Below are 17,888 nucleotides of genomic sequence, written 5' to 3' on the forward strand. Positions count from 1 at the left end.
TGCTTTCCCTTCCCCTTTTCAGACCCATAATGCAAGGTGGACCCATGACCTTCTGCACTGTGCCTACCGCCCGATGAGCCCGGAGAGCAAACCCCAGGCGTTACCGTTGGCGGGTTTACGAATCATAGAGGTATCCAGCTTCGTCGCAGCACCCCTTGCCGGAATGACCTTGGGATCGCTTGGCGCCGAGGTGATCCGCGTCGACCCGATCGGCGGTGCCGCGGACTACCGGCGCTGGCCGGTGACCGAGGACGGCGAGTCGATCTACTGGGCGAACCTGAATCAGGGAAAACGGTCGCTGGCCGCGAACTTTCGTGATCCCGAGGCGACCGCGCTGATCCGGGAACTCATTCTCGAAGCGGGAATTGTGGTCACCAACGCGGCGGGGCGGGACTGGCTCGACTACGACGAGTTGGCGCGGGCCCGGCCCGATCTGATCCACGTACAGGTGCTCGGTCGCGCGGACGGGCGCGGCGCAGTCGACTACACGGTCAACGCGGCGATGGGCTTTCCGCTCGTCACCGGCCCGACTGCCCTGGGAGCACCGGTCAACCATGTACTGCCGGCATGGGATGTGGCCTGCGGGTTGTATGCGGCCCTCTCGGTGACGGCAGCGGTGCATCGGCGTGCGAGCACCGGAGAGGGGGCGCAGATCGTGTTGCCCCTCGAGGACGTCGCGTTGGCGACGATCGGTCACCTCGGCTACTTGGCCGAGGTGCAACTCGGTGGACCGGACCGGCCCCGGGTGGGCAATTCTGTGTACGGCACCTACGGAAGCGATTTCCGCACCGCTGACGGCGAAACGATCATGGTTGTCGCGGTGACGCCGCGACACTTCCGCGACCTCGCCGAGGTCACCGGAACCGCCGACGCCGTAGCCGCATTGGAAACAGCACTGGGCGTGGACTTTCGCGAAGACAGTGATCGATTCCGCCATCGCGACGTCTTGAGTGGTCTGTTCTCGATCTGGTTCCGGGATCGGACCATCGATCAGGTGGAGAAGGAGCTGAGCGCAACCGCTGTGCTCTACGAGCGCTACCTCACCTTCGCGCAGATCGCGGCCGATCCCCGCGTCACCGACAATCCGATGTTCCAGCAGGTCGATCAGCCGCGCATCGGCTCTTATCTCGCGCCGACCACGCCGATGTCGATCGACGGACGGTATCCGGCGGCCCGGCCTGCCCCTGCCAACGGGGATGACACCGCATCCGTGCTCATCGAGTGCCTTGGTCTGAGCGAGAACACAATTGCAGACCTCGAGGCCCGCGGGGCCATCCGCGTGTCGACACCCATCACCCAGAAGGAAACGTAGATGACGCGCCTGGCGCAGACGCACGACCTCACTGAGGTGCAGGCCGATATCCTGTCCACCGTCCGCGATTTCGTGGAGCGCGACATCATCCCGAATGCGCAGGCCCTCGAACAGTCCGACACCTATCCACAGGCGATCGTCGACACGATGCGCGAGATGGGCCTTTTCGGGCTCATGATCCCGGAAGAGTATGGCGGACTGGGTGAGTCGCTACTGACCTACGCGCTGTGCGTCGAGGAGCTGGCGCGGGGTTGGATGAGCGTGTCCGGCGTGATCAATACCCACTTCATAGTGGCCTACATGATCCGACAGCACGGAACACCGGAGCAGAAGGCGCATTTCCTTCCTCGGATGGCGACCGGTGAAGTGCGCGGGGCTTTTTCGATGTCTGAACCCGAGCTCGGCTCAGATGTGGCCGCGATCCGTACCCGCGCCCAGCGATCCGGCGACGACTACGTCATCAACGGCCAGAAGATGTGGCTCACCAACGGTGGTAGCTCCACCCTGGTTGCGGCGCTCGTCCGCACCGACGAGGGTGCCGCGAAGTCACACGAGAATCTGACGACCTTCCTGATCGAGAAGCCCGCCGGATTCGGTGAGGTGTCACCGGGTCTCACGATTCCCGGCAAGATCGACAAGATGGGATACAAGGGGATCGACACCACGGAGCTGTTGTTCGACGACTACCGGATCTCCGCCGACATGGTCCTCGGCGAGAAGCCGGGCCGAGGCTTTTATCAGATGATGGACGGTGTCGAAGTAGGCCGGGTCAATGTCTCGGCCCGCGCCTGCGGGGTGGCGATCAGGGCTTTCGAGTTGGCCGCGAGGTATGCCCAGCAGCGCAGCACCTTCGGCAAACCCATCGCCCAGCACCAGGCGATCTCGTTCTCCCTGGCGGAAATGGCCACAAAAGTCGAAGCGGCCCATCTGATGATGGTCAACGCGGCCCGGCTGAAGGACTCCGGTGAACGTAACGACGTGGCCGCGGGGATGGCGAAATACCTGACGAGCGAGTACTGCTCCGAGGTGACGCAGGCCAGCTTCCGTATCCACGGCGGCTACGGATACTCGAAGGAGTACGAGATCGAACGCCTGATGCGGGAGGCGCCATTCCTGCTGATCGGTGAAGGCACCAGTGAGATCCAGAAGACGATCATCAGCAAAGGTGTGATGCGCAGCTACGCGTTATAGGGGTCAGTGCGCGTCTGCGAGCTCTCGGTGGGCTGCCCTCCGGATCCGTCGTCGGCCCACAACCAACCGATACGTTTTCTCCAACAACGATGTTCGGGTCCGCTCGGGATCCATCAGCTCGTTCTCGGCGAAGGGGCTGTCCTCGCCGTCGACGATGTCGTGATCGAACTCGACCAGGGTCTTGCCGTCGCCGCGCATTGCGTCGATGGCGGCGCCGAGTCCGGAATGGTTGTCGATCGCAGCCTGGAGTTCGTCGACGTCGATGTCGAGGTGTTCGCTCAGCAGCCGATCCCGGACCCCGCGGATCGCGATGCGGTTCTCATTCGATTCGGGAAGGTCGGGATCGAACTCGACGGCGAGGTCACATTCGCTGTCGAAGCCCATCGACCGGTTGTTGAGATTGGACGACCCCACGCGCAGGAGACGGTCATCCATCACCAGGACCTTGGCGTGCACGTATATCGGTTCCCCGCCCGCGGTCACCGGATGGTATGCGCGAAAACGCTTTTCGGTGTCGGCCTGCCACAGGAACTGGAGGAGGCGCTGGCGGGCACCGTCCATCGCCTGCTGTTCGAGCCAGCTGTCGGCATGTCGGGGCAGGACGATCACGATCTCGGGCCCCCCGCTTTCGCGCAGGCGCTTCTCCAGGGCCTCGGCGATGGTCCGGGACGCGAGGTACTGACTCTCGATGTAGAGGTAGTGCCGAGCGGCGGCTATGGCTGCGAGATAGAGAGATTCGATCTCGCGCACCTCGTCCCGGCCCGGGATCTCCGGCAGTGTCCGCGCCACGGCCACGTCGACCGATTCCATGGTCGGGATCAGTGTGTCGGGCCAATAGTTGTCCCCGACGTCGGTGACCTGTTCGAGGGTGCGCCCGGTTGCTGCCAACCATCGGGCCCGTGCCATCTCGCCGACCACACGGGCCGCGTCCCCGTCAACAGCGGTGGTCGCGTCGTGCCAGGGCCCATACGTCTTGCCGTTGGGCTGGGTGCGCCGATCGTTCTGATCGAGGTGGTCGGAGGTGTCCCATCGGTCGACGGTCATGTCGATGCCGCCACAGAACGCGATCTGATCGTCGATCACCAGGATCTTTTGATGATGTGCCGCGCCAACCGGGTGCACCAGATCGTTCTCGAACTGCAGTGCGGGGTCGGTGAGCCAGTTCTGAATGAAAACCGGCGCCATCCCCCTGTTGATCGCACCCAACCCCAAACTCCACTTGAGGAGGTTGATATTGAGCCCGGGTCGGTTCTGCGGCAACCACTTCAGGAAATCGCCGAGAGCATTGGGTCCGTCGAGGGTCTGCCCTTCGGGCTCGAACTGGATCCGGGTGTCAAAGTCCCACCCGATCAGAATGATTCGGCTGCGTGCCTGTAACATCGCGGCCTTTGCATGCCTGAAGTAGTCGGCCGCGTCGACGATCACCGCGAGTCGATCGGCCTCGGCGATCTTCCAGCAGGTCTCATCGGGCACAAGCACCGGCTTGTCACTGCTCACGGGGGACCCTCGGCTTCTTCGACGGATTAGCGTTCTAGAAAGTAGCACGTTGGGTTGTACGCGCTGATTAGTCGAACAAACATTCGACATGCGGCGGCATCGCAGGTAGGCTCATGGCAAGCTTTCGATCAGATGTGCTGGGGGGCATGATGACTGACGATCCATCTGATGACGTGACGGTTGATTCTTCTTCGGTTCCGGTGTTGGTGGCCAAGTATCTCGAGTTGGAGTTGTTGCTCGCTGATATCAATGATTGTTCCTCGTCGGATATGGCTGACAGTGAGCTCAATGAGCTTGTGCGGGTGCATGAACGGATCTCCCGCAAGGTCGAGTTCACCGGTGTGCGGAATTTGCTGCGGGTGTCGGACCGCTCGTCGTTTACCAAGGCGGGGTATTCGTCGTTGTTCGGTTTCGTGCGGCAAGAGTTGCGGTTGACCAAAGGGCAAACCTCCTCCCGGATCCGTGGACTGGAAGCCGTCGGACGGTTTCATACGATGCAGGGGCAGGAGTTGGCGCCGAAATGTCCTGCCGCTGAACAGGCCTGGTCGAAAGGGTTGATCGGGGCAGCGCATATGGATGTGATGTTGGATGTGCGCAAACACATCCCGTCTGCTTCCGATCCGGCGGTGTATGACGTGGTTGATCACTGGATGACCGAAGAAGCGGTCGGTCAGGACCCGACGCAGTTGGTTGCGTCGGGCCGGCAAGTGCTGGCGCGGGTCGATCCCGATGGCCGGTTGACCGACGACAGCGATCGAGCCCGCAAACGTTCAGTGGGAATCGGCGATCAGGGTGTGGACTTGATGGCGAAAATCTCGGGCACGCTAGATCCGGAAACCTTGGCGTTGTTCAAGACCGTGATGGACGTCTGGGCCGCGCCCGGGATGAACAATCCGGCCGACCCGAACTCGCCGACCGGCGCGAGCGATGATCCGAAACAAGATGCCGAGTTGATCAAGGCCGCGGCCGAGCGCGATACCCGTTCGACGAGCCAGCAACATCACGATGCGTTGAAAGCGATCCTGAAAACAATTCTGGAGTGCAACGTGCTCGGTAAGTCCCATCGGGGTTTGCCGGCGCAGTTGATCATCACGATGACCAAAGAGCAGCTCGACGACTGCGCGGGTATCGCGAAAACGGCTTCAGGGGTGGATATTCCGGTCAAGGAAGCGTTGAACCTGTCGGCCCGCTCCGACAAATACCTCGCCGTCTTCGCCAACCACAGCGCCGAGGTGCTGTATTTCGCCCGGGCCAAACGCACCGCGCAGAAAGGCCAGCGTTTGGCGATGTTCGCCCGGGATCGCGGTTGCTCGCACCCGGGGTGCACCAATCCGGCGACCTGGGCGGAGATCCATCACCTGATTGCCTGGATCAACGGTGGTCTGACCGACATCGATCTGATGGGATCAGCCTGCCCGCCGCATCACAAGCTCGTCGGCGATGGCCCGGGCCAGTGGCAGACGGTGATGATCACCGAAGGGCCCGACAAGGGCAGGGTCGGGTGGATACCCCCGGCAAGTGTGGATCCGGAACGCAAACCGAGAGTCAACCGTGCCCAGCATGTCGACGAAACCTTCGCAGCGGCCTGGCAAAAAGTCCTCGGCGACCGCCACGCGGTGTTGGCCGAAAAGTTGGCGGAACTGACCAGCGACGTATCTGACCTCCCACCTGATTCTGGCACCGACGACCCCGAGTCCGTCGAATAGCATTGCAGGTAAGTGTGTTCAGAGATCAGTGGTCGCGTATGGCCGCGGATCGAGCCTGCGTTCAGCGCTCGCTGTCGAGCATCGCCATATGGGCTTCGTCGTAGCGCCCGCCGGCAGCGGCGTCAGCAGGGACGGCGGCCTCGATGGTGTCGAGTTCCGCCTTGGTGAGGTTGAAGTCAAGGGCGGCAAGGGAATCGTGCAACCGTGTCACCTTCTGGGTGCCGATGATCGGGACGATGTCGTCACCCTGGGCGAGTACCCAGGCGATCGCGAGTTGTGCGACGCTGACACCGCGCCGGTCGGCGATCGTCGCGAGTGCATCGACGAGTTCGAGGTTCTTGGTCAGGTTGTCGCCCTGAAAACGTGGGGTGTGCGCTCGATAGTCGTTGGGGGCGAATGTGGTTCCGGCCCCGACCGAGTTGCTCAGCAGACCGCGCGCCAACACTCCGTAGGCGGTGATCCCGATACCGAGTTCACGGGTGGTCGACAGTATTCCGGATTCGATACCGCGGGACATCAGCGAGTACTCGATCTGCAGGTCGACAATGGGATGCACTGCCGCGGCGCGGCGAATCGTGTCGATACCCACCTCGGACAGGCCGATGTGGCGGACATAACCGGCGTCGACCATCTCGGCGATGGCGCCGATGGTCTCCTCGATCGGGACGGCCGGGTCGAGGCGGGCCGGGCGGTAGACGTCGATGTGATCGACCCCGAGCCGGGTCAGCGAATACGTGAGGAAGTTCTTCATCGCAGCCGGTCGGGTATCGAACCCGACGAACTCGCCGTCGGGAGAACGGAGTCCGCCGAACTTCACACTGAGCTGCACGTCGTCGCGATCACGTTCGCGCAACGCCCGGCCGATCAGCATCTCGTTGTGACCGCTTCCGTAGAAGTCGCCGGTGTCGATGAGGTTCACGCCTTCATCGATCGCGGCGTGAATGGTGGCGATGGACGACGCGTCGTCGCTGGGGCCGTACATACTGGACATGCCCATCGCACCGAGGCCGATGCGGGAGACCGATGGTCCTGTTTTGCCGAGGGTTACCTGTTGAATGTTCATGAGCTCAGCCTGGACGATTTGTGCGGCCGGTGGCAGAGACCGGTTATCGGGGGATCGCCGGTCCCTGGCTCGCGAGGCCGCGAACGGGCAGAGTTGTCCTCGTGAGCACACGTATGGACCGCGACGAGCTGGCCGACTTCCTGCGTCGCCGCCGCGCGGCGCTCGTCCCCCGTGACGTGGGACTGCCCGAAGGCGTTCGCCGTCGCACACCGGGACTTCGTCGTGACGAGGTGGCCGTCCTGGCCGGCATGTCGACCGACTACTACACCCGGCTGGAGCAGGCCCGCGGCCCGCACCCGTCGACGCAGATCGTCGCGTCGATGGCGCGCGCTCTGCGACTCACCGACGACGAACGAGATCACCTCTACCTGCTGTGCGGACATGCGCCGCCGCCCCGCGTCGGTGGCGATTCCCATGTCGGTCCCGGTCTGTTGTACCTACTCGACAAGCTCGACGACATCCCGGCCTGCGTGATCTCAGAACTCGGCGAGACGCTGGCACAGAACCGGATGAACGTGCTGCTTGCCGGCGATCGATCGGCAGTGACCGGACTGGACCGCTTCTTCACCTGGCGTTGGTTCACCGATCCGCAGGCCCGCCGGCTTTTCCACCCGGAGGACTGGCAGATGATGGGTCGCAAGCACGTCAGTGACCTGCGCGCGATCGCCGCCAAACGGGGCGACGACGCGGTGGTGATGGAACTGGTGGGGGCACTGCAGGCCGGTAGTGAAGAGTTCGTCGAGCTGTGGTCGGAACATCGGGTGGAAATCCGGACCAGTGCCGTGAAAAGGTTCATCCACCCCGAGATCGGTGAGATCGCCGTGCAATGCGAAACGCTGGTCACCCAGAACGCGGACCAACATCTGCTTGTCTATTTCCCACAGCCGGGCACGCCTGCCCGTGAACGTCTCGAATTGTTGTCGGTGATCGGCACCCAGGCCATGACCGGAGGCCGTTGACGCCGGTTTGTCGCATTTCTTCAAGACGCGGCCGCTGATCGTGGAGAAGACTCGATGGCATGACCAACTCAACTGTTGACCTACTCCGGCCGGTCCTGGCCGATCTCGCGATCGTCGTCGCGAACACCGACGGTCACGACACCGCACCTACGCCGTGTACCGAACTCGATGTCGCACAGCTGCGCAACCACGTTGCGGGCTGGCTGACCACGTTCGCGGCCGGATTCGCCGATGCCGATGGCCGGGCACAAGCCGGCGGTGCCGAGGTTCCACAGGCTGCGGTGCCTGCCGCCGAGGTGATCGGTTCGGCGGCAGCACAACTCGACGCAGCCGTGCGAGCAGGCGCCGACCAGCGTCCGCTCTACCTCGGCGAAAGCCCGATGCCGGGGGACATGGCAATGTCGATGATCCTGTGGGAGTACGTGGTTCATGGCTGGGACCTCGCGGTGGCAACGGGACAGACATGGGACCCCGCACCCGAGGCCGCGGCCGCGTCGGCGGCCTTTGCGCCCAACATGCTGACCCCGGACTATCAGGGTCCCGGCAAGACTTTCGGCCCGCGGGTCCCGACGGCCGACGATGCTTCGGACCTCGATCGACTACTGGGACTCTCGGGCCGCGACCCTTCCTGGCAACCACCTCGCTGAGCGTGCGGACACCCGGGCCGCTGACCGGGCGGCGGTAGAGTCCTGGGGGTGAGTACCCCATTGACTGCACCTGTTGTTGCCGCCGGACTCGTCGGCGGATACGCCACCGCCCGATACAGCGGGCGTCGTGAACTCGGCGGCGTCGTGCTCGCCGCGGCAGGCGGCTGGTGCGCCACCCGGTGGTACCAGGAGAAAGGCCCGGTCGTGGCCGGATCGCTGCTGGCCGGCTACCTGGTCGCCTTCGGTGCGTCGCATCCGCTGGCCAAGAAGATCGGTGCCTGGCCGTCGGTGTTCGCCGTGACCACAGCGGCCGCAGGCGCGGCCTACGCTGTCGCCGATCGCTGAGCAGACTCACCGACAACGTGATGAGCCGCTGATGTCGGGCATCACGATCGCCGTTGTTGTCATCGCAGTACTGGTGCTGGCGATTGCCGTTGTGGCGCTGCGGGTTCGGACCCGCCCGACCCTGACGACACCCGCCGAGCGGGCAGTACACGCGACCCTGCACACCGCGTCACTGGCAGCCCGGCCCTTGCGGCGCGGTTTGAATGCCGACTCGGCTGCGGAGGCCGCGCCGCATCTGCAGAGTCTGACCGCTGCCGACGCACTGGGCATTGCCGACGCCGACGGTGTGGTCCTGGCCTGGACCGGATCTCACGAGCGGCTGGCAACCGAGTTCGCAGACGCCGCGGTTCGAGCTGCGGCCGAAGGGCGCCGGATCCTCATCAAGGCCTCTGAACTCGACGAACCCGGTGTCCGGGCGCTGATCGTGCAACCGATGCCTGCCGACGGCACCGGATCGGTGGGTGTGATCGGTGTGGTCACCAGAAACCAGCCGGGACCGGGCATGCTGTCGGCGATCACCGAAGTGGCCCACTACGCAGGTAACCAGATCGAGTTGGCCGACCTCGATGCCTCTCGTGCCCGTCTGGACCGGGCCGAGGTGCGTGCGTTGCGGGCTCAGATCAGTCCGCATTTCATCTACAACGCGTTGGGTACCGTGGCGTCGTTTGTGCGGACCGACCCCGATCAGGCCCGCGAGCTCATCCTGGAGTTCGCAGACTTCACCCGGTACTCGTTCCGCGCTGCCGGGGAGTACACGCTGCTTGCCGACGAACTACGCAACATCGACCGTTATCTGACGCTGGAACGGGCCAGGTTCGGGGGGTCGCTGTCGGTCAAACTGCAGGTCTCTCCCGAGGTCCTCAACGTGGTATTGCCCTTCTTGGCGTTGCAGCCGCTGGTGGAAAACGCGGTACGGCACGGTATTTCGAGTAAGCCGGAAGGCGGGACGGTCACCATCGTCGCGGCCGACGAGGGTACCGATTGCGTGATCAGCGTCGAGGACGACGGCATCGGGATGGATCCGGAAATCTTGCGGTCCGGTGATCTCGACGCGATCGTCACCGGGACCGGCGGACCCAGCGCCACCGAGAACGCACACGTGGGTCTGGCCAACGTCGATGACCGGTTGCGCGCGGCGTTCGGTAACGACTACGGACTGGTGGTCGAAACCGCGCCCGGCGCCGGAACCAAGGTGAGCATGCGGGTACCGAAGTTCCGGCCGGGGATCTCGGTCTGAATCGCGCCCAACCTCGGGGTTGACTTCGAGTGCGCTCTAACTCTTACGCTGCGTTCTATGAAGAACGACGAAGCGTCGACCGACGTTGATCCCCAAAGTCTGACGGTCGCCCAGATGGCGCTGGTGACCGGTGTATCGGCGCATACCCTTCGCTACTACGAACGTGCCGGGCTGATCGAATCCGTCGGCCGAAATCCTGGGAATCAGCGCCGGTATTCGGAGGCGGATGTGGAGTGGGTGAAATTCCTGCTCCGACTCCGTGAAACCGGGATGGCGATCTCACGGATGCGTGTGTACGCCGAGCTGCGTGCGCAAGGCGCCGGGACTGTCGCGACCCGGCTCGAGTTGCTCGAAGTCCACCAAGCGGGCCTGCGAGAACAGATTGCGGCCCTGCGGCAGCACGAGAAGGCACTCGAATCAAAAATCGCGATCTACCGCAACGACCTGGCCGCCGCGTCCGGCGACCGAAACGACAACGATGCAGGAGACACCCATGAATGACACCACCACGCGCGAACAACGGTACGTCCATGGACGATCGGTGCTCGACGCGATCGACGGACAAGCCGGTGTGAACGTCATCGATTCCCTGAAAGATGTTTCACCAGAGCTCGCACACCAGGTCGTGGCATGGGGGTTCGGTGACATCTACTCGCGACCCGGTCTCGAACCGCGCGACCGCCAGCTCGTCACCCTCGGCATGCTCACCGCGCTCGGCGGATGCGAGCCGCAGCTCGACGTCCACATCAATGCATCACTCAACGTCGGTCTGTCGCCGCACCAGATCATCGAGGCGCTGCTGCATTCGGCTGTCTACTGCGGATTTCCGCGCGCGCTGAACGCCACCCTCACTGCGAAGAAGGTCTTTGCCGAACGTGGACTACTGCCGATCTCCTGATCGTGTCGGATCCGATGTCAGCTCGAGACACTGGATGTTTCGCTCGTTTGGTTGCGCTCGGCCACGATCTTCCTGATCGCAGCCTTCTGGACCTTGCCGCTGGGTGTGCGGGGGAACTCGTCGAGTTGGTGAAGCTCCTCGGGCCACTTCTGTTTTGCCAGACCGGATGTGGTGAAGTGCGCCCGTAGGTCGTCCAGCGTGGGCATTGCCGCGCCCGGCTTGAGTCGCAGTACCGCGGCGGTGTGTTCACCGAGTCGGGCATCGGGTGCGGAGACCGCCGCTGCTTCGGCGACACCGGGTAGTCCGAGAAGCTCCTCTTCGACCTCTTGCGCGCTGATGTTCTCGCCACCGCGGATGATGACGTCGTTCTTGCGGTCGGTGATCGTCAGGCTGCCGTTCTCATCGAGGATCCCGATATCGCCGGTGTGATACCAGCCGTCGGAGTCAAAAGCGTTGGCCGTCAACACGTCATCGGTGTATCCGATGCAGAGATCGGGGCCGCGGGAGAGTATCTCGCCGTCGGGTGCGATCTTCAGCTCCACGCCTTCGAGCGCGCTGCCGTCGGTCTCCGTGCGTTTGGTGACCGAGTCGGTCGTTTTCGATCCGGTGATGGAGGGGTGTTCGGTGCTGCCGTAGGAGCGGTAGGCGGTGACGCCGAGTTCGGTCAGCCGGCGGGTGAAGGTCAACGGGACGGTGGCGCCTCCCAGGCCGGCGTAGGGCATGAACTCCAGATGCGCGGCGGTAAAGTCGGGATGATCGAGCACACTGGTCACGAAATATGGTGCACCACCGCCAACTTTCAGCTTCCGCTCGGTCATCAGCCGGAGCACCACGGCCGGATCCCAGACGTCGATCAGGTGAATCGGATATCCCTCCAGAATCGGGATCAGAAACGCACTGACCATTCCGATGAAGTGACCGATGGGTGCGCCGGTGATCTGCGGTTGCCCGTCGCGTGGCCAGCGAGCGGCCAGCTGCCGGGTTTCACAGACCAGGGTCTGGTGACTGTGGATCACACCCTTGGCCTTACTGGTGGTTCCGGACGTGAACGCGATCAGCGCAGGCGCGGCCGGGTCGGCCTTGACGATTCCGGCCATCGGCTCATCCGCGAGGAGTTCGTCGAAGTTCGCTCCGACAACACCGACGACCGGGACATCACGATAGAGGTCCGGCTCGTAGGTCATCTTCCCGAAGCCCTCGGCGGTGATCACCACCTTGGGCTTGGTGGTGGCGATGATGTGCGCCATCTCCTTGGGGCCGTAGAAATGGACCACGGGCACGATGACCGCACCGAGGAACGACGTCGCCCAGAAGGTGGCGCCGGCCTCCATCCAGTTCGGCAGTTGCGCGACGACCACGTCGCCTTCGCCGACGCCGCGATCACGGAGTCCGGCGGCCAGCCTGCGGGCGATCAGCTCGACATCGGCAAAGGTCCCCACGTACGGGTGGGTCGCGGAGTGCACTTCGAATGCGAGGTGGCCGCGGTCGGCCAATCCGTGACCGGCCAGTTCGCCGATGGTTTCTTCGGTCCACCAACCGTCGTCTCGGTACCGTTTTGCCAGTTCGTCGGGGATATGTCTCATCGAGTGCTACTTCCTGACGTGTCGATACTCAAGTGCGACCCGCATCTTGACAGCGGGCGATTATGACGTAGATCATACGAAGCAAGCTAGGTTTTCAAAATGGAGAATAGCGTTTCCGCGCTGTCTTGATGGTGCGAATGCTGTTCTGGAATCAGTTGGTTTCGCAGCGAGGAGTTGTCAGGTGGAGATCCAAGAAGTTGTCGACAGGCTGGAAATCGAGCAGCATTTGACGAATTACGCGAAGGCGGTCGACTCCGAGGATTGGGATTTGTGGCGCTCGCTCTATACCGAGGATGCGCGCGTCGACTACTCCGCCGTCAGCGGCCCGACGGGCAATCCGGCGGAGATCTCGGCCTGGCTCGAAGCCTCGATGAAAATGCTGCCGATGAAGCAGCATTTCATCACCAATATCGATTACACGATCACCGGTGATCGCGCGGAGGTGCGGGCCATGTTCTACAACCCGATGATCCTGCCCGGTCAAACCGAGAAGAGTGACTGTGGCGGCTGGTATCGCCACAAGCTGGTGCGGACGTCAGAAGGATGGCGTACGTACGACTTCCAGGAAGAGGATGTCTGGTTCAGTGCCACCATGAGGGCAGGGGCGGAGGCGCATCACGCTGCGTCGGTGAAGGGCTGAAACCCGTGGGTGAACTCGACAACACGGTCGCGCTGGTCACGGGTGCGGCACGAGGGCAGGGCCGTAGCCACTGTGTGGCGTTGGCCGAAGAGGGCGCCGACATCATCGCGATCGACATCTGCGCCGACATCGACTCCATTCCGTATCCGTTGGCCACCAAAGAGGATCTCGACGAGACCGCCCGCCTGGTCACCGAAAAGGGCCGCCGGATCTCGACGTATACCGCTGACGTGCGACAGCTGGCCGACCTCGAGGCTGCTGTCGCGGCCGGCGTCGCGCAACTCGGCGAGATAGACGTCGTCGTCGCCAATGCCGGTGTGGTCGCGCTCGGGGTCGCCGATCCGAAAAACGAGCAGCTCTACCGCGACATCGTCGAGACAAATCTGTTCGGGGCCTGGAACACGATCGCGGCGACCGTGCCGTCGATCATTCGTAAAGGCCGGGGCGGATCGATCGTCCTGACCAGTTCGGTCCAGGGCCTGATCGGACGCGGTGGTGACGGGAGTGCGGCCGTGTTCGGATACGCCGCGTCGAAACACGGGATCGTTGGCTTGATGCATTCGGCGGCAAACGCGTACGCGTCGCACAACATCCGCGTCAACACGGTCCATCCCACCGGGGTTGCGACACCGATGGTCATGAATGAGTACATGGCCAAGATGCACGCGGAGCAGGGCAGTCCGTCGTCCATGGGCGGGAACATGCTGCCGGTACCGATGGTCGAAGCCGAAGACATCACCAACGCTGTGATGTGGCTGGTCAGTGAGAAGGCCCGATACGTCACCGGCGTCGCGTTGCCGGTGGATGCCGGATGCTCGGCCATGTAGTTCTGCCGCGTTGGTGGGCTGGAGGAGGAGCGTACGTGGCACGATAGACCCCGTTGTGTCACAGACGAACAAGGATTCCGCGCCCACGAAACGGCCGGCACTGACAGTGCTGGCCGTCGACGACGAATGGCCGGCGCTCGACGAGCTCGCCTATCTGCTGCGGGCCGAGGACGCGGTGGCCGAGGTGCTGACGGCCGGTGACGCGACCACCGCATTGCGGTTGATCAAGGATCGTCCCGACAGCATCGACGCGGTGTTCCTCGACATCAACATGCCGGGCCTCGACGGACTCGAACTGGCCGGGGTGCTGGCAGCTTTTGCCAACCCGCCTGCCGTGGTGTTCGTGACCGCGCACGACGACCGGGCGGTGGCCGCGTTCGACCTCGGCGCGCTCGATTATCTCCTCAAACCGCTACGAGCGCAGCGTCTTGCAGAGGCGGTCCGGCGGGTGGTCGAGCAACGGGAGACATCCGGTTCGGATCCAGGCCCGCAACTCGCCGGCATTGAAGATCAGGACGAGGTGATTCCGGTCGAGATGGGCGGTTCGACCACACTGGTCAATCGCTCGGACGTGGCCTGGGTGGAAGCCGAGGGTGACTACACCCGGCTGCACACCCTTACCGGATCGCATCTGGTTCGTATCCCCATCTCGGCGCTCGAAAGCCGTTGGGCACGCGCCGGATTCCTGCGTGTTCACCGTTCGTACCTGGTGTCGTCGTCGCTGGTCACCGGTATCCGCACGGTTGGATCCGGCATGGTTGTCCTCCTCCGGCCGGGCCCGAACGCGGCGGTGGTGGAGTTGCCGGTGAGCAGGCGGCACACCAGGGAACTCAAAGACCGCCTTGTCCGTAGCCCCAAACAGGATCGGCTCACGCGATGACGACGGCCGGAGACGACGCGCCGCGCGCGCGGGAGCGGGTGGTACTCGCAACGCGGCGCGGGGCGCGCACCGTCCGTACCCGGGTGGAGGTCCAAGAGCAGACCGAGGTCGGCGACGCACTCATCCGTGGGCTGATGCGCGCACAACTGGGGCTGGCGTTGCGGCTGGCCGCGCCCACCCTGCTGCTGCTGTGTTCGATACCGGTGTTGATGAAGATCTTTCCGGGACTGACCGAGGTGTCGATCTTCGGGATCCTGTTGCCCTGGTGGATCCTTGGATTTGCCGTGTACCCGCTGCTGCTCGCCGTCTGCTGGGTCTACAACCGTCTCGCCGACCGAAATGAAGAAGAGTTCGGCGACCTGGTCGACGACTGAAATCAGATGCAGACGATATCCGGACAATCGGTGCCGATCCCGACACTCATCGCACTGGTTGTCGCAGCGGTGGCCACCGTCGCCATCGGGGCCTACGGAGTCCGCCTGGCCCGCACGACATCCGACTTCCTGGTCGCCTCCCGCAGCGTCGGACCCAAATGGAACGCCGCGGCCATCTCCGGCGAGTATCTCTCTGCTGCCTCATTTCTTGGCGTTGCCGGACTGATCGCGAAGTACGGCGCGGACGCACTCTGGTATCCGATCGGCTTCACCGCAGGTTATGTCGGCCTGTTGTTGTTCGTGGCCGCTCCGCTCCGCCGGTCCGGCGCGTACACCGTCCCTGATTTTGCCGAATTCCGGTTGCAGTCCAGACGTTTACGTAAGCTGGCGACCGCTGTCGTGGTCCTCATCTGCATCCTCTACATGGTTCCGCAGTTCCAGGGCGCGGGTCTGACACTCAACATCTTGCTGGGTGTTCCACCCTGGGTGGGCGCGGTGGTGGTCGCGCTGATCGTGATCGCCAATGTTGTTGGCGGCGGGATGCGTTCGATCACCTTCGTCCAAGCTTTTCAGTACTGGCTCAAACTCACCGCCATCGCGGTGCCTGCCGTTGTCCTGGCGATCCACTTCTACGGCACCGGTGATGATCAGGGTTCCGAGGCGCCACCGACGGTGTCGACGGAAACGACTGTCGACGTCACGACCGACGTTGTCGTCACCGTGGCAAACCCATTGCAGGTGAATGTGTTCGGGGAGGTCGACGACGTCGCCGTGTCCGGACCGCTGACATTGCGGCCGGGCGAGCACAGGTTGAGCGCCGGGACCGAGCTCGAACTCGCGGCCGGATCGGCCGTACCGGTGGTCTCCGGCGCGCCGTCAACGCACAGTGAATGGGCCACCCCTGGATGGGGTTTCGGTGGCGAGCACCCGATGTTCCAGGTCTTCTCGCTGATCATCGGGATCTTCCTGGGCACGATGGGTCTCCCGCACGTGCTGGTGCGCTTCTATACGAATCCGGATGGCAGGGCCGCCCGGGCGACCTCGCTGGCGGTGGTGGGTCTGCTCGGGGTGTTCTATCTGTTCCCCACCCTGCTCGGTGTTTTCGCGCGTTTCTGGGTACCGCAGCTGCTCATCACCGGGGCATCGGACGCCGCTGTGTTGTTGCTGCCGGGCTCGGTGTTGTCGGGCATCGGTGGCCAGTTGCTGGCGGCGCTGGTGGCCGCAGGCGCCATCGCAGCTTTCCTCGCCACGTCGTCCGGCCTGCTCGTCAGCGTGGCCGGTGTTCTGAGCACCGACGTATTGCGCGGGCGGGTCCGAGACTTTCGGGTCGCCTCGGTACTGGCCGGTCTGGTGCCGCTGCTGCTGGCCGTGGGGGTGACGTCCATCGACCTGTCCCGAACGGTGGGTCTGGTGTTCGCTGTCGCCGCCTCGACGTTGTGTCCGTTGCTGGTGCTGGGCGTCTGGTGGCGCGGACTCACCGCGGTGGGCGCGGCGGCAGGACTGATCGTCGGTGGTGTTGTCGCCGGTGGCGCCGCCCTCGCGACGTCGGTCGGCGGTGTCGATGACGGCCTGCTCGATGGCTGGCCCGCTGTGCTGATCGGTTATCCGGCGGCCGTCAGTGTGCCGCTGGCGTTCGTCACGATGGTGCTGGTCAGCAAGTTGACCGCGGATCAGGTTCCGGCTGATGTCGGGCGGCTTCTGACCCGCCTGCACGCCCCCGAAGGTCTGGGGGTCGGGCGCGATCGCGAGGTGGGTCTCGACCACGGGGAGGATCGCTGAATGTGGCGGAGCAGTCATGAGTCCAGCCGTTGTCACCGTACGGCCAGGCCGAGAGGGAACGTCACGCCGGTGAGCTCTTCGGAGGCGGTCCACAGGCGTTGCTGGACCCCCTCGTCGTGCGAGTCGGGGCTGGAGCTGACCAGCTTCGGATTTCCGCGAATCTCCCCGAAGCTGCTGGGACCGTAGTACTGCCCGCCGACGACAGTCGGGTCGGTGGCGGCGCGCAGGGTGGGCAGGGCACCCATGTCGGGCTTCTGGGTGAGCAGTGGTGCGAGCCAGGTGACGGGCAGGCGGAGCGCGGTTGGCGTGTTGCGGACGAGTTCGGTGTTGGACACGCCGGGATGGGCGGCGACCGCGACGGTGGTGCCATGCGCCGCGAGCCGGCGCTGCAGTTCGTACGTGAACATCAGGTTGGCGAGTTTGGACTGGCCGTAGGCGGCCACGCGGCTGTACGAGCGCTCCCACTGCATGTCGTCGAAGTGGATGGCGGCCCGGATGCGGTGGCCGGTACTGCTGACCGTCACGACGCGGGAGCCGGGGACGGGCAAGAGCCGGTCCAGCAGCAGGCCGGTCAGGGCGAAGTGTCCGAGATGGTTGGTGCCGAACTGCAACTCGAAGCCGTCGGTGGTGGTCTGTCGCGGCGTGTACATCACACCCGCGTTGTTGATCAGGAGGTCGATGCGCGGGTGGGCGGCGCGCAGGTCTGCCGCAGCGGACCGGATCGAGTCGAGGGACGTCAGGTCGAGGGACTGGACAGTGACATCGCCGGTGATGCGGGCGGCTGCCTGCCTGCCCTTCTCGATGTTACGGACGGCCAGGACCACCGTCGCCCCGCGTTCGGCGAGCATCCGCGCGGTCTCGAAGCCCAGCCCGGTGTTGGCGCCGGTCACGATCGCCACCCGGCCGTGCTGCTCGGGAATGTGTTGGTCGTTCCAGTTGCTGCTCATGAC

The 17,888-nt window shown here is 64.0% G+C and carries 18 protein-coding genes; 14 read left to right on the top strand and 4 right to left on the bottom strand.

Annotated elements, in window-relative coordinates:
- Window positions 1-73: 73 nt before the first annotated feature.
- Entirely contained in the window at window positions 74-1,312 is a 1,239-nt protein-coding gene (locus AC1D75_RS03995; protein WP_495514001.1) for a CoA transferase, read from the top strand.
- Window positions 1,313-2,503 carry an acyl-CoA dehydrogenase family protein gene (locus tag AC1D75_RS04000; protein ID WP_495514002.1) on the top strand — a complete coding sequence of 397 codons (1,191 nt, stop codon included), beginning with the start codon at window positions 1,313-1,315 and terminating at the stop codon, window positions 2,501-2,503.
- Window positions 2,504-2,506: 3 nt separating this feature from the next.
- On the opposite strand, the gene AC1D75_RS04005 is transcribed toward AC1D75_RS04000, so the two are convergent.
- On the bottom strand, window positions 2,507-4,000 hold the full coding sequence (locus AC1D75_RS04005) for a phospholipase D-like domain-containing protein (RefSeq protein WP_495514003.1): 1,494 nt from the start codon (window positions 3,998-4,000) through the stop codon (window positions 2,507-2,509).
- Window positions 4,001-4,146: 146 nt separating this feature from the next.
- Between AC1D75_RS04005 and AC1D75_RS04010 the strand changes: the two genes are divergently transcribed.
- Window positions 4,147-5,706, top strand: coding sequence for an HNH endonuclease signature motif containing protein (locus AC1D75_RS04010; RefSeq protein WP_495514004.1), 1,560 nt, complete (start codon window positions 4,147-4,149; stop codon window positions 5,704-5,706).
- A 61-nt stretch (window positions 5,707-5,767) separates the two neighbouring features.
- Here the strand turns inward: AC1D75_RS04010 and AC1D75_RS04015 are convergent, their stop codons facing one another.
- Window positions 5,768-6,769, bottom strand: coding sequence for an aldo/keto reductase (locus AC1D75_RS04015; RefSeq protein WP_495514005.1), 1,002 nt, complete (start codon window positions 6,767-6,769; stop codon window positions 5,768-5,770).
- A gap of 113 nt (window positions 6,770-6,882) precedes the next feature.
- On the opposite strand from AC1D75_RS04015, the gene AC1D75_RS04020 reads away from it, so the two are divergent.
- The 6 genes from AC1D75_RS04020 to AC1D75_RS04045 are packed head-to-tail and all read left to right on the top strand — an operon-like array spanning window position 6,883 to window position 10,855.
- The gene (locus tag AC1D75_RS04020) at window positions 6,883-7,728 is read left to right on the top strand and encodes a helix-turn-helix transcriptional regulator (protein ID WP_495515975.1); all 846 of its coding nucleotides are present in this window, start codon (window positions 6,883-6,885) and stop codon (window positions 7,726-7,728) included.
- Between the two features lie 59 nt (window positions 7,729-7,787).
- A complete protein-coding gene (locus AC1D75_RS04025) occupies window positions 7,788-8,375 on the top strand; it encodes a TIGR03086 family metal-binding protein (RefSeq protein ID WP_495514006.1) in 588 nt (195 codons plus the stop codon).
- A 48-nt stretch (window positions 8,376-8,423) separates the two neighbouring features.
- Window positions 8,424-8,720 carry a hypothetical protein gene (locus AC1D75_RS04030; RefSeq protein WP_482136396.1) on the top strand — a complete coding sequence of 99 codons (297 nt, stop codon included), beginning with the start codon at window positions 8,424-8,426 and terminating at the stop codon, window positions 8,718-8,720.
- Window positions 8,721-8,751: 31 nt separating this feature from the next.
- The gene (locus tag AC1D75_RS04035) at window positions 8,752-9,957 is read left to right on the top strand and encodes a sensor histidine kinase (protein WP_495514007.1); all 1,206 of its coding nucleotides are present in this window, start codon (window positions 8,752-8,754) and stop codon (window positions 9,955-9,957) included.
- 57 nt (window positions 9,958-10,014) lie between these two features.
- Entirely contained in the window at window positions 10,015-10,458 is a 444-nt protein-coding gene (locus AC1D75_RS04040; protein WP_495514008.1) for a MerR family transcriptional regulator, read from the top strand.
- Window positions 10,451-10,855 carry a carboxymuconolactone decarboxylase family protein gene (locus tag AC1D75_RS04045; RefSeq protein WP_495514009.1) on the top strand — a complete coding sequence of 135 codons (405 nt, stop codon included), beginning with the start codon at window positions 10,451-10,453 and terminating at the stop codon, window positions 10,853-10,855. Before AC1D75_RS04040 ends, AC1D75_RS04045 begins: the two co-directional genes overlap by 8 nt.
- A gap of 17 nt (window positions 10,856-10,872) precedes the next feature.
- Here AC1D75_RS04045 and AC1D75_RS04050 read toward each other — a convergent pair whose 3' ends face one another.
- Window positions 10,873-12,438, bottom strand: a complete 1,566-nt coding sequence (locus tag AC1D75_RS04050) for an AMP-binding protein (protein WP_495514010.1) — start codon at window positions 12,436-12,438, stop codon at window positions 10,873-10,875.
- Window positions 12,439-12,619: 181 nt separating this feature from the next.
- Between AC1D75_RS04050 and AC1D75_RS04055 the strand changes: the two genes are divergently transcribed.
- The 5 genes from AC1D75_RS04055 to AC1D75_RS04075 all read left to right on the top strand — a co-directional run bounded on the left by AC1D75_RS04055 (window position 12,620) and on the right by AC1D75_RS04075 (window position 16,938).
- On the top strand, window positions 12,620-13,078 hold the full coding sequence (locus AC1D75_RS04055; protein WP_495514011.1) for a nuclear transport factor 2 family protein: 459 nt from the start codon (window positions 12,620-12,622) through the stop codon (window positions 13,076-13,078).
- A 5-nt stretch (window positions 13,079-13,083) separates the two neighbouring features.
- A complete protein-coding gene (locus AC1D75_RS04060) occupies window positions 13,084-13,905 on the top strand; it encodes a mycofactocin-coupled SDR family oxidoreductase (RefSeq protein WP_495514012.1) in 822 nt (273 codons plus the stop codon).
- 106 nt (window positions 13,906-14,011) lie between these two features.
- Window positions 14,012-14,785, top strand: coding sequence for a LytR/AlgR family response regulator transcription factor (locus AC1D75_RS04065; RefSeq protein WP_495515976.1), 774 nt, complete (start codon window positions 14,012-14,014; stop codon window positions 14,783-14,785).
- Window positions 14,782-15,159: a DUF485 domain-containing protein gene (locus AC1D75_RS04070; RefSeq protein ID WP_495514013.1), complete on the top strand. Its 378-nt coding sequence runs from the start codon at window positions 14,782-14,784 to the stop codon at window positions 15,157-15,159. The genes AC1D75_RS04065 and AC1D75_RS04070 overlap by 4 nt, the downstream gene beginning before the upstream one ends.
- A gap of 6 nt (window positions 15,160-15,165) precedes the next feature.
- Window positions 15,166-16,938 (top strand): sodium/solute symporter, encoded by a 1,773-nt coding sequence (locus AC1D75_RS04075; RefSeq protein ID WP_495514014.1) that lies wholly within the window; start codon window positions 15,166-15,168, stop codon window positions 16,936-16,938.
- 32 nt (window positions 16,939-16,970) lie between these two features.
- Here the strand turns inward: AC1D75_RS04075 and AC1D75_RS04080 are convergent, their stop codons facing one another.
- Entirely contained in the window at window positions 16,971-17,885 is a 915-nt protein-coding gene (locus tag AC1D75_RS04080; protein WP_495514015.1) for an SDR family NAD(P)-dependent oxidoreductase, read from the bottom strand.
- Window positions 17,886-17,888: the final 3 nt, after the last annotated feature.

The sequence above is a fragment of the Williamsia sp. Y712 genome (assembly GCF_059445525.1).

Bases quoted from the DNA above. Each gene is read 5' to 3' on its own strand.
- AC1D75_RS03995 (WP_495514001.1), top strand. From the start codon at position 74: ATGAGCCCGGAGAGCAAACCCCAGGCGTTACCGTTGGCGGGTTTACGA.
- AC1D75_RS04000 (WP_495514002.1), top strand. From the start codon at position 1,313: ATGACGCGCCTGGCGCAGACGCACGACCTCACTGAGGTGCAGGCCGAT.
- AC1D75_RS04010 (WP_495514004.1), top strand. From the start codon at position 4,147: ATGATGACTGACGATCCATCTGATGACGTGACGGTTGATTCTTCTTCG.
- AC1D75_RS04015 (WP_495514005.1), bottom strand. From the start codon at position 6,769: ATGAACATTCAACAGGTAACCCTCGGCAAAACAGGACCATCGGTCTCC.
- AC1D75_RS04020 (WP_495515975.1), top strand. From the start codon at position 6,883: ATGGACCGCGACGAGCTGGCCGACTTCCTGCGTCGCCGCCGCGCGGCG.
- AC1D75_RS04025 (WP_495514006.1), top strand. From the start codon at position 7,788: ATGACCAACTCAACTGTTGACCTACTCCGGCCGGTCCTGGCCGATCTC.
- AC1D75_RS04035 (WP_495514007.1), top strand. From the start codon at position 8,752: ATGTCGGGCATCACGATCGCCGTTGTTGTCATCGCAGTACTGGTGCTG.
- AC1D75_RS04040 (WP_495514008.1), top strand. From the start codon at position 10,015: ATGAAGAACGACGAAGCGTCGACCGACGTTGATCCCCAAAGTCTGACG.
- AC1D75_RS04045 (WP_495514009.1), top strand. From the start codon at position 10,451: ATGAATGACACCACCACGCGCGAACAACGGTACGTCCATGGACGATCG.
- AC1D75_RS04050 (WP_495514010.1), bottom strand. From the start codon at position 12,438: ATGAGACATATCCCCGACGAACTGGCAAAACGGTACCGAGACGACGGT.
- AC1D75_RS04070 (WP_495514013.1), top strand. From the start codon at position 14,782: ATGACGACGGCCGGAGACGACGCGCCGCGCGCGCGGGAGCGGGTGGTA.
- AC1D75_RS04075 (WP_495514014.1), top strand. From the start codon at position 15,166: ATGCAGACGATATCCGGACAATCGGTGCCGATCCCGACACTCATCGCA.
- AC1D75_RS04080 (WP_495514015.1), bottom strand. From the start codon at position 17,885: ATGAGCAGCAACTGGAACGACCAACACATTCCCGAGCAGCACGGCCGG.